Genomic DNA, 14659 nt, shown 5'->3' with positions numbered 1-14659 from the left:
GGACGGGTGACCATCGGGCCCGCCACCAGGAGGTCAGGCGAGGCCGTCGTGCGCGTCCATCAGGTTGTCGAGGTAGCACCAGCGCCAGTTCTCGCCGGGCTCGAACGAGACGATCACCGGGTGTCCGGTCTCCCGGAAGTGCGCGGTGGCGTGCCGTCCGGGGGAGGAGTCGCAGCATCCGATGTGCCCGCAGCGCAGGCACTTGCGCAGGTGGACCCAGCGCATCCCCGTGGCGAGGCACTCGGCGCAGCCCTCGGGCGTCACCGGCGCCGGGGCGTCGGCGCCCTCCAGGTGTTCACACGTCGCCATTGGTTCCCCCGATCTCTCCGCGCCCGCCGGTCGCCGGGCCTGTCCTGTCACCGCGGCCGTCCCGGGTCTCCGGTTCCCGGTCTCGCCGCGCGTCACCGGACGCGGCCCGGGGAAGGTCACTCGGGGCGGTGCGCTCCTCATGCCTGCCAAGGATCTCGGATTTCCGGGGATTTCCCCATCGATCCTGGTGATTTCCCGGGGACGGCCGGGTCACGATCCCGGCGTCGATGTCGATCACACCTGTAGTGGTGTTCCTCGTTTCCGGCATTCCATCATAACTAAGGGGAAATGTCGCAAAATATTCTTAGTTTCATGGATGGGCATGAACCGGATCCGCGATTCACGCTGGCCAACGAGCGGACGTTCCTCACCTGGCTCAGCACCTCGCTCGCGATGAGCGCGGGCGGCATCGCGATGGCGGCGGTCCCCTCCCACATCTTCGTGGACTGGATCAAAACCCTGCTCGCCGTCGTGCTCGTGGTGCTGTCCGCCGTGACCGCCGTCATGGCCTACCCCCGTTGGAGGCGCGTTCAGCGGGCGCTGCGCCGTCAGGACCCGCTGCCGCCGCCCGCCCTCGCGCCGCTCTTCGGGTACGGCGTGGCCGGGGTGGCGGTCATCGCCCTCGTACTGATCGTGCTGGCATGACGGACACGGAGGCGGACACCAAGGCGGACACGGAGGCGGACACCGAGGCGGACACCGAGGCGGGCGCCGACCCGACCCTGGTGAGCTGGGACCCGGGGCTCCAGAACGAGCGCACCCGGCTGGCGTGGGTCCGCACCGCCGTCACCCTGTGCTCGCTCTCCCTCGTCGCCACCGGCGTCACCGTACGGCACGGCATGGGAGGGGTCGCGCTCGCCGCCTTCTCCTTCGGCGCGCTCTGCGGCACCGCGCTGCTGGCCCGGGTCGGCGCCCGTTTCCTCCGGTTGCAGCGGGCGCTGCACCTGGGGCATCCGCTGAACTTCATGACCGACGCGCTGCTCGCGTGGTGGGGCGTCCTGGCGGTCGTGGCGGGCGCCGCGATCTTCGTGCTCTCGGTGTGAGCGCGGCGCCCGCGACCCGGTGGCGCGGGAGTCAGTCGGCGGCCATGGCGATGGTCTCGGTGACCTCCTCGTGGCGCTCGGCCTCCTCGCGGGTGAACCGCTCCGCGTCGATCTTGTCCGCGATCTCCTCGTCCTGCTTCATCAGCGCCTCGAGGTTCTGCCCCGCCATCTCCAGGACGCCCATGTCGGCGTAGGCCTGCTGCAGGCGCGGGCTCCACAGGCCGATGTCCTTGACGCACGGCACGATCCGGCTGAACAGCAGCGAGCGGAACAGGCGCATGTAGTCCGACTCGTCGACGTGGCCCATCGCCTCGTCGACCTCCTGCTTGGACAGGTCGAGGGCCTCCCACGTCTCGCGCCCGCGCAGCCGGTCCCGCATCAGGTAGCAGCCCTCGATGACGAAGTCCTCGCGCTCGCGCCGTTCGGTCTCCGAGAGGTTCTTGTAGTAGTCGCGCAGTGCCATCCGGCCGAACGCGACGTGCCGCGCCTCGTCCTGCATCACGTACGCGAGGATCTGCTTGGGCAGCGGCTTGGTGGTGATGTCGCGCATCACGCCGAACGCGGCCAGGGCGAGGCCCTCGATCAGCACCTGCATGCCGAGGTAGGGCATGTCCCAGCGGGAGTCGCTCAGCGTGCTGTCCAGCAGGGCCTTCAGGTGTTCGTTGATCGGGTAGGCCAGCCCGACCTTCTCCTTCAGGAAGCGGGCGTAGGTCTCGGCGTGCCGTGCCTCGTCCATCGTCTGCGTCGCGGCGTAGAACTTCGAGTCCAGGTCGGGCACCGACTCCACGATGCGGGCCGAGCAGATCATCGCCCCCTGCTCGCCGTGCAGGAACTGGGAGAACTGCCAGGCCGCGCCGTGCAGCCGGACCTCTTGGCGCTGCTTCTCGCCCATCCGCTCCCATAGGGGAGTCCCGTAGATCGCGATCGTGTTGTCGGGTACGCCGAGCACGTTGTACGGGTCGACCTCGATGTCCCAGTCGATGCGCTTGACCGAGTCCCACTGCTTGTCCTTGCCCTTTTGGTAAAGGGACAGCATTCGATCCCGGCCGTCGTCGTATTCCCAGGTAAACCGGGCCGAACCGGCCATCTCCACATCCCATGTGGAGAGCTCGGCGGGGATGGTGTAAAGCTCGTGGGTCGACACGTTGACCTCCCGTCTACGTACACCGTACGTCCCGACCGTGTCACGTACGCTGTACGTCGTCAATGGTCTGGGAGAGAATCGCTGCCATGTCGACCCTGAACCGGGCGAGGATCGTCGCCGCCGCCGTGGAACTCATCGAGCGCGAGGGCGCGGACGCGGTCTCCATGCGCCGGATCGCGGCCGAGCTCGGGGCCGGCGTCATGTCCCTCTACAACCACGTGCCGAACAAGTCCGCTCTGCTGGACGGCGTGGCCGAGGCGGTGCTCTCGGAGATCGAGTTCACCGACGATCCATCCGCCCACTGGGGCGAGCGCGTCCGGATCCAGGCCCGGGCCTTCCGTCAGATCGCCCACCACTACCCGCGCTGCACGATGGTGGTGGTGAGCCGCCAGCTCCGCTCCCCGGCCGGGATGATCCCGGCCGAGCGCGCCCTGGCCACGCTGCGCGAGGCCGGCTTCGACGGCGAGGAGGCGGTGCGGATGCTGCGCATGTTCATCGCCTACATCGTCGGCTCGCTGCTCCGCGAGGTCGGGGTGACGCCCACGTTCGCGCCCGACCGGCCGGACGTGCCGGTGGGCGTGGCCGACCCCGCCCTCTTCCCCGAGCTGCACGCCCGCGCCTCGGAGCTCACCGCCTGCGACCACGAGGCGGAGTTCGAGTTCGGGCTGGAGCTCCTCGTGCAGGCCATGGCCGTACGGCTCGGCGAGCGCGGCCTGACCGGACACTCTTGACACACCTTCGACAAGGGCCCGGCAGGAGCGACGAGGCGGGAGCTCGGGCCGGGCAGCGGCGGTGAGAGGCAGGGAGAGCGCCCGAGCCGCGGCCCCGGGCGCTTCCCAAGGAGTGGTCCCTTCCCCTGGGCACTCCTTGATGTCACGGGTTCCATCGCACCCTCACGACGTTTCATCGCGCGTCGTGGGGCTCCGTCGCGTGGAACTCGCTAGTACCAGTTGTGGGACTGGAAGTGTCCCCATGCCCCGCACGGCGAGCCGTACCGGGTCCTGATGTATTTCAGCCCCCATCTGATCTGGGTCAGCGGATTGAACCGCCAGTCGACGCCGGTTCCGCTCATCTTGTTGCCGGGCAACGCCTGCGGGATCCCGTACGCACCGGAAGACGGGTTCTCCGCCCGGTGGTTCCAGCCGCTCTCCCTCGTCCACAGGCTGTCCAGGCACTGGAACTGGGGCGCCGCGGGTTGCCGCCCGCGGGTGCTCGGCCACGACCGCCGGGCCACCAGCCGGAAGGCGTACGCCTTGTTGAGGATCGCCGGCGCCGCCACGCTCACCTTGGGCTTGACGGCCTTGGCGCTGGTCCTCCAGACGGCGGTGTGAACCGCTGTTATGCCGCTGACGGAGGTGGCGTACGCCGGGCGCTCCGCGACCTCGACGGATCCTGTCACCGCGGGTCCCGCGGCCGCGCTCTCCGCCGTGGATCCCCTCATGGCTGTCGCCTCCGCGGACGTCTCCGCGGGAGCCTGAGCCATGGTTGCCGCCTCCGCGGACGTCTCCACGGGGACCTGCACCCTGGCTGTCACCTCCACGGGCGTCTCCATGAGGGCCCGCACCGTGGCGGCGGCGGTCTGCCCGGTCTGTCCAGCCGGCTCGGTCTGCTCGGCGCTCGCGGCGGTGCCGCTTGCCATGCCTCCGACCACCGAGACCGCGATCACGGCGACCGCCGTTTTGCGTATCAGAACTCTGTGGCTGACTCTGTTGCTGTCCAATTCGGTCCTTGTCGTCAGGTCGCGTGCGGAACGCGGGGCGCACGTGTGCGCCCCGTCCGGCGGTTCATCACCCATGGCGTGGGCACGACCGTCCGCTCGGCCTCACCGGATCCAACGTGCACTCCCGGGCAGGCGCCGCGACGGGCTCTTCAGCCGGATTGAAGTAGGAGTTCCGGCCCGATCCGGTGAACTGCGACACGCTGGAGGAAGTTGTTTGCCGCCCGCCCGACGACTTCTGGAGCTCCCAAGAGGACCCGCTGGTCATGCGGTCGCGGACGTGGGGACGGCGGTTCCGCAAGTTTGGCCGTGGCTTGGGGTTTGCCCCTCGCACCCGCTCTGACCAGCGCGTCCGCCGCTCACGCGACCGTGGCGTGACGGTGCGCCGGTGGAACTTTTACCCGCTTCCGTCGCGTCTCGTCGAACGGTGTTCTGGTGCCGTCCCGGGCGACGCGACGGGGCAAAGATTGCCGGCAGGGCAGTAGGTAAAGTCGGCGCCATGAGCATTCTTGAGATCCCGGTGCGGACCCTGGACGGGACGCAGACCACCCTCGGCGGCCTCCTCGGCGGCCGGGCGGCCCTGGTCGTCAACGTGGCGTCGAAGTGCGGGCTGACCCCGCAGTACACCGGCCTGGTGCGCCTCCAGGAGACCTACGGCGGGCGCGGCTTCACGGTGGTGGGCGTGCCCTGCAACCAGTTCATGGGCCAGGAGCCTGGCTCGGCGGAGGAGATCCAGGAGTTCTGCTCCACCACGTACGGCGTGGACTTCCCGCTGCTGGAGAAGATCGAGGTCAACGGCGACGGCAGGCACTCGCTGTACGCGTCGCTGACCCAGACGCCCGACGCGGAGGGCGCCGCGGGCGACATCCAGTGGAACTTCGAGAAGTTCCTGGTGGACGGCGCGGGCGAGGTGGTCGCGCGGTTCCGGCCGCGCACTGAGCCCGAGGCGTCCGAGGTCGTCGCGGCGATCGACAAGACCCTCTCCGCCTGACCCCGGCGCCCCCGGCCCGCCGGGGGCGCCGTCGTTCAGGTCATGGCCGGCCGGCCTGGAGGAAGCGCAGCAGCCGGTCGAGCGGCCAGGCGTTGATCACCTGATCGGCGGTGAGCCAGCCGCGCTGCGCGGTGGCCACGCCGTACCGCATGTTGGCCAGATGGGGTACGGCGTGTGCGTCGCTGTCGACGGCGAAGAGGACGCCCTTGCCCGACGCCCGCCTGACCAGGTCGGCGGGCAGGTCGAGACGCTCGGGAAAGGCGTCGATCTCCAGCGCCGTGCCGGTGCGGGCGCAGGCGGTGAACACCGCGTCCCAGTCGGCGTCCACCGGCTCCCGCCTGCCGATCACGCGGGCCGTCGGATGGCCGATGATCTTTACGTGCGGGTTCTCGCAGGCCCGCAGCAACCGCCGGGTCGTCTCCTCGCGCGGCTGGGTGAAGTGGGAGTGCAAGGAGGCCACGCACAGGTCGAATCCGGCCAGGAACTCCGGCGGCCAGTCGACATTCCCCTCCGGGTCGATGTTGAGCTCGGTGCCGTGCAGCAGCCGCATGCCGCCGTACGCGCCGTCCAGCTTCCGCACCTGCTCGCGCTGGGCCAGGGCCTTCTCGTCGGTCATCCGCTGCATGTAGAGCTCGGGCGCGTGGTCGGTGACCGCGAAGTAGGCGTATCCGCGCTCCGCCGCCGCGGCGGCCATCTCCTCCAGTGGCGCCAGCCCGTCGGTCAGGTTCGTGTGCGTGTGCAGGTCACCGCGGAGGTCCGTCTCGGCCACGATCCGCGGAAGCTCACCGCGCAGTGCCGCCTCGATCTCGCCGCTGTCCTCGCGCAGCGTCGGCGGGATCCACGGCAGCCCGAGCATGCCGTACACGTCCGCCTCGTCGGTGGACGCGATCTTCTCCCCGGTCGTGACGTCGAACAGGCCGTACTCGGACAGCTTGAGCTTCTTGTGGACGGCGATCTCCCGCGTCCGGATGTTGTGCGCCTTGGAGCCGGTGAAGTACTGCAGGGCCGCGCCCCAGGAGTCGGCGGGCACGACCCGCAGGTCCACCTGGAGGCCGGCGACGGTGCGGACCGAGGTCTTGGTGTCTCCGTGCGCGATCACCTCGCCGGTCGTGGGGAGCCGGGTGAACGCGTCCATGAGCGCCGCCGGCTCGCGTGCGGTGGCGAGGACGTCGATGTCGCCGATGGTGTCCTTCATCCGGCGGAGCGACCCGGCGTAGACGCATCGTTCGCATCCCGGCACCCGGAGCAGCGCCGCGACGATCTCCTCCGCGGCGCTCATCCCGACGCCGAGATCCACCCGTTCGCCCGCCTTGTGCATCAATTCGATGCCGTGCAGGAGGTTTTCCTCGGTCTTGGCGCCGAAACCGTGCAGATCGTGCAGCAGGCCCGACCTGATCGCCCCCTCAAGGGACTCGATCGAGTCGATGCCCAGCTCGTGGTAGAGCATCACGGCCTTCTTCGGGCCGAGCGAGGGAATCACCGTGAGCCTGCGGACGCCTGCCGGGATCTTGCCGCGCAGCTCCTCGAGCTGGTGGATCGCCCCGGTACGCAGGAACTCGTCGATCTTCGCCGCGATCGACGTGCCCACGTTGGGGATCCGGCGCAGCTCGCCGGCGTCCATCTTGGCGATGTCGCCGGCGTAACCGCCGACCGATCGGGCCGCCTTCTCGTACACCCTCGCCTTGAAGGCGTCGCCGCCCGTGATGGCGATGAGGTCCGCGTACTCCTGCAGCAGGTTCGCGACCTGGTCATTCGAACGTTCCACGGCTGACACTCCCGCCGGGGTTCGACCTGGCTTCTCTCCAGCATCGATCGCCGGGAGTGAGAGGAGATAGGGCTGAAGGTCCCGGATGAGACGGCGCCCCGGAGCCGCGGGTTTCTCGGCAAAACACCAGGGCGCCGATGACGGCCCCTACCGGCGCGGCCTCCTGGGGCCGCAGCTCGCCCGGACGACCAGCTCGGACGGCAGCACGACCTCGCGCGGCCTGCGCCCCTGCCGCAGGACCAGCTCGGCCGAGCGGTACCCGATGTCCTGGGCCGGCTGCGCGATGACCGTGAGCGGGGGAGAGCACAGCTCGGCCCAGGGCACGTCGTCGAACATGATCAGCGAGACGTCGCGCGGCACGCGCACGTCCAGCTCCCGGGCGGCCAGCACCGCCGCCTCGCCCAGGATGTTGCCGCCGGTCAGTACGGCGGTGACGTCGGGGTGGCGCTGCAGCAGGCCCGCCGCGGCGGCGTAGGCCGAGTCGCGGCTCGCCCGCGCGTGGACGACGAGCTCGTCCTCCACGGGCACGCCGAGCGCCGTGAGAGCGCCGGTGAAGGCCGCCACCCGCTGGGACTGGCCGCGCCGGGCCAGGAACGCGATCTTCCGGTGGCCGAGGCCGGTCAGGTACTCCACCGCCGTGCGCACCCCGTCGCGGTCGTCGGCGAGCACGGCCGGCACGTCCGGTAGGTCGAGGTCGGACCGCCGGCTCGCGAAGACGACGTTCACCCCGGCCCGGAGCACGGGGTCCCACACCTCGCCGTCGCCGGACGGCACCGCGATCACGCGGTCCATGCTCTGCTCGATGAGCGTGCCGATCAGCTCGCTCTCCCGCTCGGGGTCGTCGCCGGTGACGCCGACCGTGACCGGCTCGCCGTACGAGCGGGCGCAGGACAGCACGCCGTCGGCGAGGCGGGCGTAGAAGCTGTCGGTGATGTCGGGGACGAGCAGGCCGATGCCGCCCGTGTGCCGCCGGCGCAGGTTCCGGCCGAGCGCGCTCGGGTGGTAGTCGAGCCGCGCCGCCGTGGCCAGCACCTTCTCCCGCGTCCCGGCGCTCGCCGATCCGCCCGACAGCACCCGCGAGACGGTCGCGACGCCCACGCCGGCCGCCTCCGCCACGTCCTTGATCGTCGTACGCCGCTGTCCTGAGCCGTTCATGGAAACGATTCCAGCATATTTCCATGATTTTCGCGAATCTCGGAACGGTAACAAGCCCCGTATGACAAGCGGATTGGGTTGACACGTCCTGATCTGTCCGCTGAGATTCATGAAAACGTATCCACTTCCTCTGGATTTCCCCCAGAAGAAAGCCCGGCCCGCATCGGGGGGACCCGCGACTGCAGGACAGGGCGGAATCGTCAGGAAGCGACGAAGGACTGAGATGGCTTCTATCGTTCTGAACGGCGTGGACAAGATCTACGCGGGCGGCGTCAAGGCTGTGGACGGCCTCAACCTGGAGATCAGGGACGGCGAGTTCATGGTGCTGGTCGGCCCCTCCGGCTGCGGCAAGTCCACCGCGCTGCGCATGATCGCCGGCCTGGAGGACATCAGCGGCGGTGAGATCGTCATCGGCGACCGCGTGGTCAACCACCTGCCGCCGAAGGACCGCGACATCGCGATGGTCTTCCAGAACTACGCGCTCTACCCCCACATGACGGTCGAGGAGAACCTCGCCTTCGGCCTCAAGCTCCGCAAGATGCCCAAGGCCGAGATCGCCAAGCGCGTCAACGACGCCGCCAAGATGCTGGGCCTGGAGCAGTACCTCAAGCGCAAGCCGGCCGCGCTCTCCGGCGGTCAGCGCCAGCGTGTCGCCATGGGCCGCGCCATCGTCCGCGAGCCCCAGGCCTTCCTGATGGACGAGCCGCTGTCCAACCTGGACGCCAAGCTCCGCGTCTCGATGCGCGCCTCGCTGAACCAGCTCCACGAGCGCCTCGGCGTGACCACCGTCTACGTCACCCACGACCAGGTCGAGGCCATGACGCTGGGCCACCGGGTCTGCGTCCTGCGCGACGGCCTGCTCCAGCAGGTCGACACCCCGCAGAACCTGTTCGACAACCCGGTCAACCTGTTCGTCGCCGGCTTCATGGGCTCGCCGTCGATGAACTTCACCTACGCCGAGCTGGTCCGGGACGGCAGCGGCGCGGCCGTCGCGTTCGCCGGGTACAAGCTCCCGGTCCCGGACGCCACCTTCACCGAGAAGCCGGGCCTGGACCGCTACATCGGCAAGAAGACCATCCTCGGCATCCGCCCGTCCGATTTCGAGGACGCGAGCGCCGCGAACGGCAACGCCGCCGGCTGGGCCCGCATCCCGGTCCGCGCCAACGTGACCGAGGAGCTGGGCTCGGAGATCAACGTGCTGTTCACGATCGACGCCCCGCCGGTCGAGCACAAGGACACCGTGGCCGCCCAGAACGACGGCGACGAGGAGGAGACGGCGACCCTGCCGCTGGCCGGCGACAAGTCGCTGTGGACCGCCCGCGTCAACGCCCGCAGCCACGTCCGCCCGGGCCAGAACGTCGAACTGGTCGTCGACACCCACAACCTGCACTTCTTCGACGTCGACTCCGGCCTTGCCATCGGGCACGAGGCCAACGTCGGCCGCTGAGCCGTACGGCTCGCCTTCCCGGGGCCCTCGCCGCCTTCCCCCTCCTGCGGCGAGGGCCCTTCGGCGTCTCCGGGCGCCGTAGGCTCACCGGGGCCGGTCGATCGGCGTCGGGTTCACGCGTTCACCGGGGTCGTGACGTCCGAGAGGTAGCCGAAGGCCGCCTTTCTGCGATGACTCCGGGGCGTTTCCGGGGCGGTGCGTGGACGGGCACCCGTTGGGACAGCGTGACGAGGACGAGTGCCGCGACGACGGCGGCCGGCACCGTGACGATCGGCGAGATCCAGCGCACCGCCGTCCCCATGCCGAGCATCCCGCTCGCTCCGGCGACCGAGGCGAGCAACAGCGCCGTCAGCCTGGCGCCGAATCCCAGCCGGCGCAGCCGGTGGGACAGGTGGTCCGCCCTTCCCCGGAGCACCGGGCGGCCCGCCCTCAGCCGCGACAGCGTCACCACCCCGGTGTCGACGACGGCGACGAAGACGGGAAGCAGCAACCCGGCCGTCGCCGCGCCCGTTCCGTCACCGGTGACCAACAGGGTCGCCAGGCAGGCGGTGGTGAATCCGATGAACAGCGATCCCGCGTCCCCCATGACCACCTTCGCCGGCGCCCAGTTGTGCGGGAGGAAGCCGAAGCAGGAGGCCGCCAGGGTGACCACGAGCAGTCCCGCCCCGTACTCGCCGCGGGCGAACGCCGTCACGGCGAGGGGGGTGGCGCCCGCCAGCGCGACGGCGCCGAGAGCGCCGTCCACGTTGTCGAGCCGCGCGAAGGAGTTGGTGACGACGACGATCCACACGACGGTGATCGGCACGTCGAGCCAGGTCCTGGTGATCGACGCCTCGACGCCGCCGAGCACGACCCCGGTCGCCGTCACGCATTCGACCGCCAGTCGCGTCGCCTTGGGCAGCGGCGAGATGTCGTCGACGAGGCCGAGCAGGGCGATCGCGATGCCGCCGATCACGACGACCGCCGTGCGTGGATCGGAGAAACCGAGCAGCCCGAGCGCCGGCACGACCGTTCCCAGCATGATCGCGATGCCGCCGAGCCGGGGCACGGGCCGGACACGCGTCCGGTAGCCCTCCGGCCGGTCGGTGATGCCCCAGCGCAGCGCCAGGCGCCCCAGCGCGTGGGTGCCACCGCCGGCCAGCAGGAACGCGACCGCCCCCGCGCCCGCGACGGTGACGCCGTTCATCGCTGCGACGCCTCGGCTTTCTCGAACCATTCCACGGTCAGGCGCAGCCCCTCCTCCAGCGGCACCGGCCGTACGTCGGGGAACAGGTCGAGCAGCAGCCGGGGCGACGCCTGCGACTCGCGGACGTCGCCGACGCGCGGCGGCAGGAACGCCACCTCGACCGGGTGCCCGAGCACCGCGGCGATGGCGTCCTTCAGGGACAGCAGCGAGATCCGGGTCCCGTACGCGAGGTTGACCGGGGTGTCGCTGCCCACCCGGCGGACGATCGCGTCGGCGAGCACCTGCGCCACCGTGCCGACGTAGGTGAAGTCGCGCGCCTGCGTGCCGTCCCCGTGGACGGGCAGCGGCTCGCCGGCGAGCGCGGCGGACACGAACGCGGGGACGACCGCCGTGTGCGGGTGCCCGGTGGGCTGCATGGGGCCGTACACGTTGAAGAAGCGGAACGGCAGCACCCGCAGGCCGAAGCTCTCCGCGAACGCCAGGGCGTAGGCCTCCGTGGCGAGCTTGGTGACGCCGTGCGGGCTGAGCGGCCGGGTGGCCAGGTTCTCGTGCTTGTACGGCTCGGAGCCGTTCCCGTAGACGCATGACGAGGACGCGAGGATCACATGCGGCCTGGTGGCCCGGCAGGCGTCCAGGACGTGGAGCGTGCCCGTCGCGTTGACCGTGTGCGAGGCCAGCGGATCGAGCAGCGACCTCGGCGCCGAGGGCATCGCGGCGAGGTGCACGACCGTGGTCACGGACGGGACGAGTTCCGCCAGCAGCTCCCCGTCCAGGATGCTGCCGGTCACCAGGTTCACCCCGATGTCCTCGACGTTCCGCCGGTCTCCGGTGCTGAGATCGTCGAGCACTGTGACGCTCTCGACCTCGGGCCGGTTGACGAGCGCGCGGCACAGGTTCGCGCCGATGAAACCGGCGCCGCCCGTCACGAGGATCCTCATGTGTTGGTTCCCTCCGGTGTAAGGCGGTGCCGGGAGGCGCCGCGAAGTGATCGGTACAGGGCCTCGGTGTCGGCGACGAGACGTTCGACGCCGAAGGCGCCCGTCGTCCAGTCGCGGGCCGTCGCGCCCATCCGGGCGGCCGCGCCGGGATCGGCCAGCAGCCGTACGACGTGCGCGGCGAGCGCGCCGGCGTCGGGGGCGGCCAGCAGCCCGGTGTGGCCGTCGCGCACCACCTCCGCGACGCTGCCGACACGGGTGGCGACGACCGGGGTCCCGGCCATGCCCGCCTCCACGAGCGTGAGCGGCGTGCCTTCGTTGTCGGAGGTCAGCAGCACGACGTCGGCCGCCGCGTAGACGGTCTCGACATCCTTCCGCCAGCCCAGCAGGCGGAAGGAGTCGCGGGCGGGGGCGATGCCGTGCGTCACCTCCTCGCGCAGGTCGCCGTCGCCGCACATGACGAACCGGCAGCCGGGGACGCGGGCGAGCACCGCGCCCGCCGCGTCGAGGAACCGGTCGGGCCGTTTGACCCGGGTGAGCCGGCCGACGTAGGCGACCACCGGCGCGTCCAAGGGCAGCCCCAGCTCCGCGCGGGCCTTCTCCCGGCTCGGCACCGGGCCCAGCCGTACGCCGGGCGGGATGACGACGTACTGCTCCGGGCGGCCGATCCCGGCGGCGAGCAGCTCGTCGCGGACCTGGGCGCCGCCGGTCACCAGCTGGTCCGTCATGGAGGCGAGCGCCCGCTCCGCCCGCACGTAGAAGCCAAGCTTGACGGGGGAGAAGTACCCGTGCAGCAGGTGGCCGTGGAAGACGTGCACCCGCGCCGCCCCCACGCCCGACAGGCGTGCCGCCGTACGGCCGAGGACGCCGGCCTTGGTCGTGCGCGTGTGCACGATGTGCGGACGGAACCGGCGTATGGCGCTGACCAGCCGGCAGAGGGCGCGGAGGTCGTCGGCGGGATTGATCGACCGGCCCAGACCACGTACCCGGTGCACCCGTATGGACGTGTCGCGCAGGCGCAGATGGTCGCCCTCGTCGCCCTCGAGATAGCCGGTGTAAAGACGGTGGTCGAATTCCTCCGGGTTCAACCCCTCCGACAGTCCCAACACCTGGGTGGCAGGGCCGCCGACATTCATCCGGGCGATGATTTCCATGACACGAATCCGGCTGCCCGTCTTCATCGGACTCCTTGCTGCCAAGCATGCTTCATCCCGGAGAAGCTAACTTGGCCGCGAGGCTTCCCAACGGTGCGCTCACTGTGGCGGCGCAGAGTTTCCGAATTCGGTACCCGGACATGATCCGGTGATCGTCCTTCCGTGAGCCCGGCAGGGGAGGGCCGACCAGGGCATAGGCGCACGATCGACCTCGCCTCCCACGAATCCGGCAGGGCACGGAGCGGGCGCGAATTCGTGCTGCGAAGAACGCTGCCGCACCTTTCGGATCGGCACGTCCTCGTCATGGACGAAATCCAGGACAACCTGGCATTCCGTGAATACGCCGAGAAGCAGCTTCTCTTCCGCGATTTCGAATATGAGGGAAAGTGCGCCGGGTGACGAGGCCGGGTCTGCCGAGCGTGGAGCGGAACTCTCCCTGATCCGCCTCCCGGCCGTGAAGTGGGGCCTCAGGCCGCCGGCGCCTGTTGCTTGGCCGCACGGGTCGTCCGCTGAGCGTGCTGGTGGCGTTGTGCCCAGCGGACGGCAAGTGGCGCCGTCAGGCCCGTCACGGCGAACAGCGCCCCTATGACGTACCATCCGGGGCGGCCCCAGGTGATGCAGAGCGCGATGAGCAGGCCCGGCCCAAGGGACTCGGCCAGGCCGGCACCCAGGCCGAACACGCCCAGGTACTGGCCGGTGGCGTGCTTCGGGGCGAGGGCGAAGGACACCTCGAAGCCTGCGGCGGAGTGCCACAGCTCACCGAGTGTATGGATCACCACCGCGATCATGAGCAGGGCGGCGGCCGCCCATGCCGGTATCCCCGCGGACAGCGAGATCAGCGAACAGGCGGCAAGGAAGGCCACGCCCGCCCGACGGTAGGCGTGTCCGCCCGCCGCGGGGGAATCGATGTCGCGGCTGGCTCGCACCTGAAACACGATGACGATGACGGTGTTGATGACCATGGTGCCCGAAACGAGCCAGCGCGGTGCGGTGGTGGCCTCGACCAGCCAGAGTGGCACGGCCACGGTGAGCACCTTGAACTGGACGGCCATGAGGCCGTCGAGCGCGGTGATCAGCAGATATGGCCGGTCCCGTAGGGCGATCCAGCGTGGGCCGCTGCCGGTGGGCTCGGGCGTGACCGGCGGCAGGACGACCAGGATCGCCGCGGAAGCGGCGAAGGCGATCGCGTTGCCGATGACCAGGAGCTGGTAGGCGGGGAGGCTGCCGACCTGGACGGCCCAGCCTGCCAGCGCGGCGCCGAGGGAGACACCGACGTTGGTCACGGCACGGAGATAGGCACGGAATTCCTGCGGCCGGTCCCCTCCGTAGTGCCTGATGAGCGGACTACGCGCGGCCAGTCCGGCCGCCTTCGCCCCGGTGGCCACGCCCACCACGACGACGAACGGCCAAAAGCTGTCCGCCAGCACGAAGCCGGCCGTTGCCAGCGCCTGGATGAGAAGGGTGGTCGCGTAGACGCCGCGTGCTCCGCGCTTGTCCGCGAGATGGCCCACCGCGATGCCCGCGGCAAGTGAGACGACACCGGCGATGCCGAGTCCGAGCCCCACCTGGGCCGCCGGAAGGCGCACCGCCTGGGTGAAGTACAGCACCCCGGCAGTCAGGTAGAGGCCGCTGCCGACCGTGTAGACGAAGTTGGAAGCGGCGATGACGCGCTGTGGTCCAGCATCCGGCATCAGCTGAGGCATTGCGGCAACTCCGCGTCCCGATCGGGCGGTAAGGACGAGCTTTAGCTTGTTGCATATAAGTCGCAATAGCAAGTTAGTTGCGAATATTGCCGAACGGGGCATTCGTCCAG

The 14659-nt window shown here is 70.2% G+C and carries 15 protein-coding genes; 6 read left to right on the top strand and 9 right to left on the bottom strand.

The window, feature by feature from the left end:
- Positions 1-33: 33 nt before the first annotated feature.
- Positions 34-309, bottom strand: coding sequence for a ubiquitin carboxyl-terminal hydrolase 14 (locus AWQ71_RS35595; RefSeq protein ID WP_067142363.1), 276 nt, complete (start codon positions 307-309; stop codon positions 34-36).
- Positions 310-621: 312 nt separating this feature from the next.
- Here AWQ71_RS35595 and AWQ71_RS35590 point away from each other — a divergent pair, with 312 nt between their 5' ends.
- Together AWQ71_RS35590 and AWQ71_RS35585 are read left to right on the top strand one after the other, a co-directional pair.
- Positions 622-954, top strand: a complete 333-nt coding sequence (locus AWQ71_RS35590; RefSeq protein WP_084259669.1) for a YidH family protein — start codon at positions 622-624, stop codon at positions 952-954.
- A complete protein-coding gene (locus AWQ71_RS35585; protein ID WP_084259668.1) occupies positions 951-1352 on the top strand; it encodes a DUF202 domain-containing protein in 402 nt (133 codons plus the stop codon). The genes AWQ71_RS35590 and AWQ71_RS35585 overlap by 4 nt, the downstream gene beginning before the upstream one ends.
- 31 nt (positions 1353-1383) lie before the next feature.
- Here AWQ71_RS35585 and AWQ71_RS35580 read toward each other — a convergent pair whose 3' ends face one another.
- Complete coding sequence (locus AWQ71_RS35580) at positions 1384-2496, bottom strand: ferritin-like domain-containing protein (protein WP_067142424.1); 1113 nt, start codon at positions 2494-2496, stop codon at positions 1384-1386.
- A gap of 86 nt (positions 2497-2582) precedes the next feature.
- On the opposite strand from AWQ71_RS35580, the gene AWQ71_RS35575 reads away from it, so the two are divergent.
- Complete coding sequence (locus AWQ71_RS35575; protein ID WP_084259667.1) at positions 2583-3227, top strand: TetR/AcrR family transcriptional regulator C-terminal domain-containing protein; 645 nt, start codon at positions 2583-2585, stop codon at positions 3225-3227.
- Between the two features lie 209 nt (positions 3228-3436).
- Here the strand turns inward: AWQ71_RS35575 and AWQ71_RS44115 are convergent, their stop codons facing one another.
- Positions 3437-4135, bottom strand: a complete 699-nt coding sequence (locus AWQ71_RS44115) for an aggregation-promoting factor C-terminal-like domain-containing protein (protein ID WP_245658819.1) — start codon at positions 4133-4135, stop codon at positions 3437-3439.
- 577 nt (positions 4136-4712) lie between these two features.
- On the opposite strand from AWQ71_RS44115, the gene AWQ71_RS35565 reads away from it, so the two are divergent.
- Positions 4713-5204 (top strand): glutathione peroxidase, encoded by a 492-nt coding sequence (locus AWQ71_RS35565; protein WP_067142357.1) that lies wholly within the window; start codon positions 4713-4715, stop codon positions 5202-5204.
- Positions 5205-5244: 40 nt separating this feature from the next.
- Here the strand turns inward: AWQ71_RS35565 and polX are convergent, their stop codons facing one another.
- Both polX and AWQ71_RS35555 read right to left on the bottom strand, forming a co-directional pair.
- The gene (polX, locus tag AWQ71_RS35560) at positions 5245-6969 is read right to left on the bottom strand and encodes a DNA polymerase/3'-5' exonuclease PolX (protein ID WP_067142354.1); all 1725 of its coding nucleotides are present in this window, start codon (positions 6967-6969) and stop codon (positions 5245-5247) included.
- A gap of 147 nt (positions 6970-7116) precedes the next feature.
- On the bottom strand, positions 7117-8124 hold the full coding sequence (locus AWQ71_RS35555) for a LacI family DNA-binding transcriptional regulator (RefSeq protein ID WP_067142351.1): 1008 nt from the start codon (positions 8122-8124) through the stop codon (positions 7117-7119).
- 223 nt (positions 8125-8347) lie between these two features.
- Between AWQ71_RS35555 and AWQ71_RS35550 the strand changes: the two genes are divergently transcribed.
- Positions 8348-9571, top strand: coding sequence for an ABC transporter ATP-binding protein (locus AWQ71_RS35550; RefSeq protein ID WP_067142348.1), 1224 nt, complete (start codon positions 8348-8350; stop codon positions 9569-9571).
- Between the two features lie 121 nt (positions 9572-9692).
- Here the strand turns inward: AWQ71_RS35550 and AWQ71_RS35545 are convergent, their stop codons facing one another.
- From AWQ71_RS35545 to AWQ71_RS35535, 3 genes are read right to left on the bottom strand one after another with little or no spacing between them, the layout of a single operon-like run.
- Positions 9693-10757 carry a glycosyltransferase family 4 protein gene (locus AWQ71_RS35545; protein WP_067142345.1) on the bottom strand — a complete coding sequence of 355 codons (1065 nt, stop codon included), beginning with the start codon at positions 10755-10757 and terminating at the stop codon, positions 9693-9695.
- A complete protein-coding gene (locus AWQ71_RS35540; RefSeq protein ID WP_067142342.1) occupies positions 10754-11695 on the bottom strand; it encodes an NAD-dependent epimerase/dehydratase family protein in 942 nt (313 codons plus the stop codon). Before AWQ71_RS35540 ends, AWQ71_RS35545 begins: the two co-directional genes overlap by 4 nt.
- Positions 11692-12846 (bottom strand): glycosyltransferase, encoded by a 1155-nt coding sequence (locus AWQ71_RS35535; RefSeq protein WP_245658818.1) that lies wholly within the window; start codon positions 12844-12846, stop codon positions 11692-11694. Before AWQ71_RS35535 ends, AWQ71_RS35540 begins: the two co-directional genes overlap by 4 nt.
- Positions 12847-13101: 255 nt before the next feature.
- Here AWQ71_RS35535 and AWQ71_RS43470 point away from each other — a divergent pair, with 255 nt between their 5' ends.
- Positions 13102-13245 carry a hypothetical protein gene (locus AWQ71_RS43470; protein ID WP_157570764.1) on the top strand — a complete coding sequence of 48 codons (144 nt, stop codon included), beginning with the start codon at positions 13102-13104 and terminating at the stop codon, positions 13243-13245.
- 68 nt (positions 13246-13313) lie between these two features.
- On the opposite strand, the gene AWQ71_RS35530 is transcribed toward AWQ71_RS43470, so the two are convergent.
- The gene (locus AWQ71_RS35530; protein ID WP_067142336.1) at positions 13314-14549 is read right to left on the bottom strand and encodes an MFS transporter; all 1236 of its coding nucleotides are present in this window, start codon (positions 14547-14549) and stop codon (positions 13314-13316) included.
- Positions 14550-14659 lie beyond the last annotated feature (110 nt).

Source organism: Microtetraspora malaysiensis, assembly GCF_001528665.1.
Lineage (GTDB): Bacteria > Actinomycetota > Actinomycetes > Streptosporangiales > Streptosporangiaceae > Microtetraspora_A > Microtetraspora_A malaysiensis.
The sequence above is the reverse complement of the archived record's forward strand: the minus strand, read 5'-3'. Positions and strand labels throughout refer to the sequence as shown.

Excerpts from the sequence above, each read along its gene's own strand:
- AWQ71_RS35595 (WP_067142363.1), bottom strand. The coding sequence starts at position 309 with ATGGCGACGTGTGAACACCTGGAGGGCGCCGACGCCCCGGCGCCGGTG.
- AWQ71_RS35590 (WP_084259669.1), top strand. The coding sequence starts at position 622 with ATGGATGGGCATGAACCGGATCCGCGATTCACGCTGGCCAACGAGCGG.
- AWQ71_RS35585 (WP_084259668.1), top strand. The coding sequence starts at position 951 with ATGACGGACACGGAGGCGGACACCAAGGCGGACACGGAGGCGGACACC.
- AWQ71_RS35575 (WP_084259667.1), top strand. The coding sequence starts at position 2,583 with ATGTCGACCCTGAACCGGGCGAGGATCGTCGCCGCCGCCGTGGAACTC.
- AWQ71_RS44115 (WP_245658819.1), bottom strand. The coding sequence starts at position 4,135 with ATGGCAAGCGGCACCGCCGCGAGCGCCGAGCAGACCGAGCCGGCTGGA.
- AWQ71_RS35565 (WP_067142357.1), top strand. The coding sequence starts at position 4,713 with ATGAGCATTCTTGAGATCCCGGTGCGGACCCTGGACGGGACGCAGACC.
- AWQ71_RS35555 (WP_067142351.1), bottom strand. The coding sequence starts at position 8,124 with ATGAACGGCTCAGGACAGCGGCGTACGACGATCAAGGACGTGGCGGAG.
- AWQ71_RS35550 (WP_067142348.1), top strand. The coding sequence starts at position 8,348 with ATGGCTTCTATCGTTCTGAACGGCGTGGACAAGATCTACGCGGGCGGC.
- AWQ71_RS35545 (WP_067142345.1), bottom strand. The coding sequence starts at position 10,757 with ATGAACGGCGTCACCGTCGCGGGCGCGGGGGCGGTCGCGTTCCTGCTG.
- AWQ71_RS35540 (WP_067142342.1), bottom strand. The coding sequence starts at position 11,695 with ATGAGGATCCTCGTGACGGGCGGCGCCGGTTTCATCGGCGCGAACCTG.
- AWQ71_RS35535 (WP_245658818.1), bottom strand. The coding sequence starts at position 12,846 with ATGGAAATCATCGCCCGGATGAATGTCGGCGGCCCTGCCACCCAGGTG.
- AWQ71_RS35530 (WP_067142336.1), bottom strand. The coding sequence starts at position 14,549 with ATGCCTCAGCTGATGCCGGATGCTGGACCACAGCGCGTCATCGCCGCT.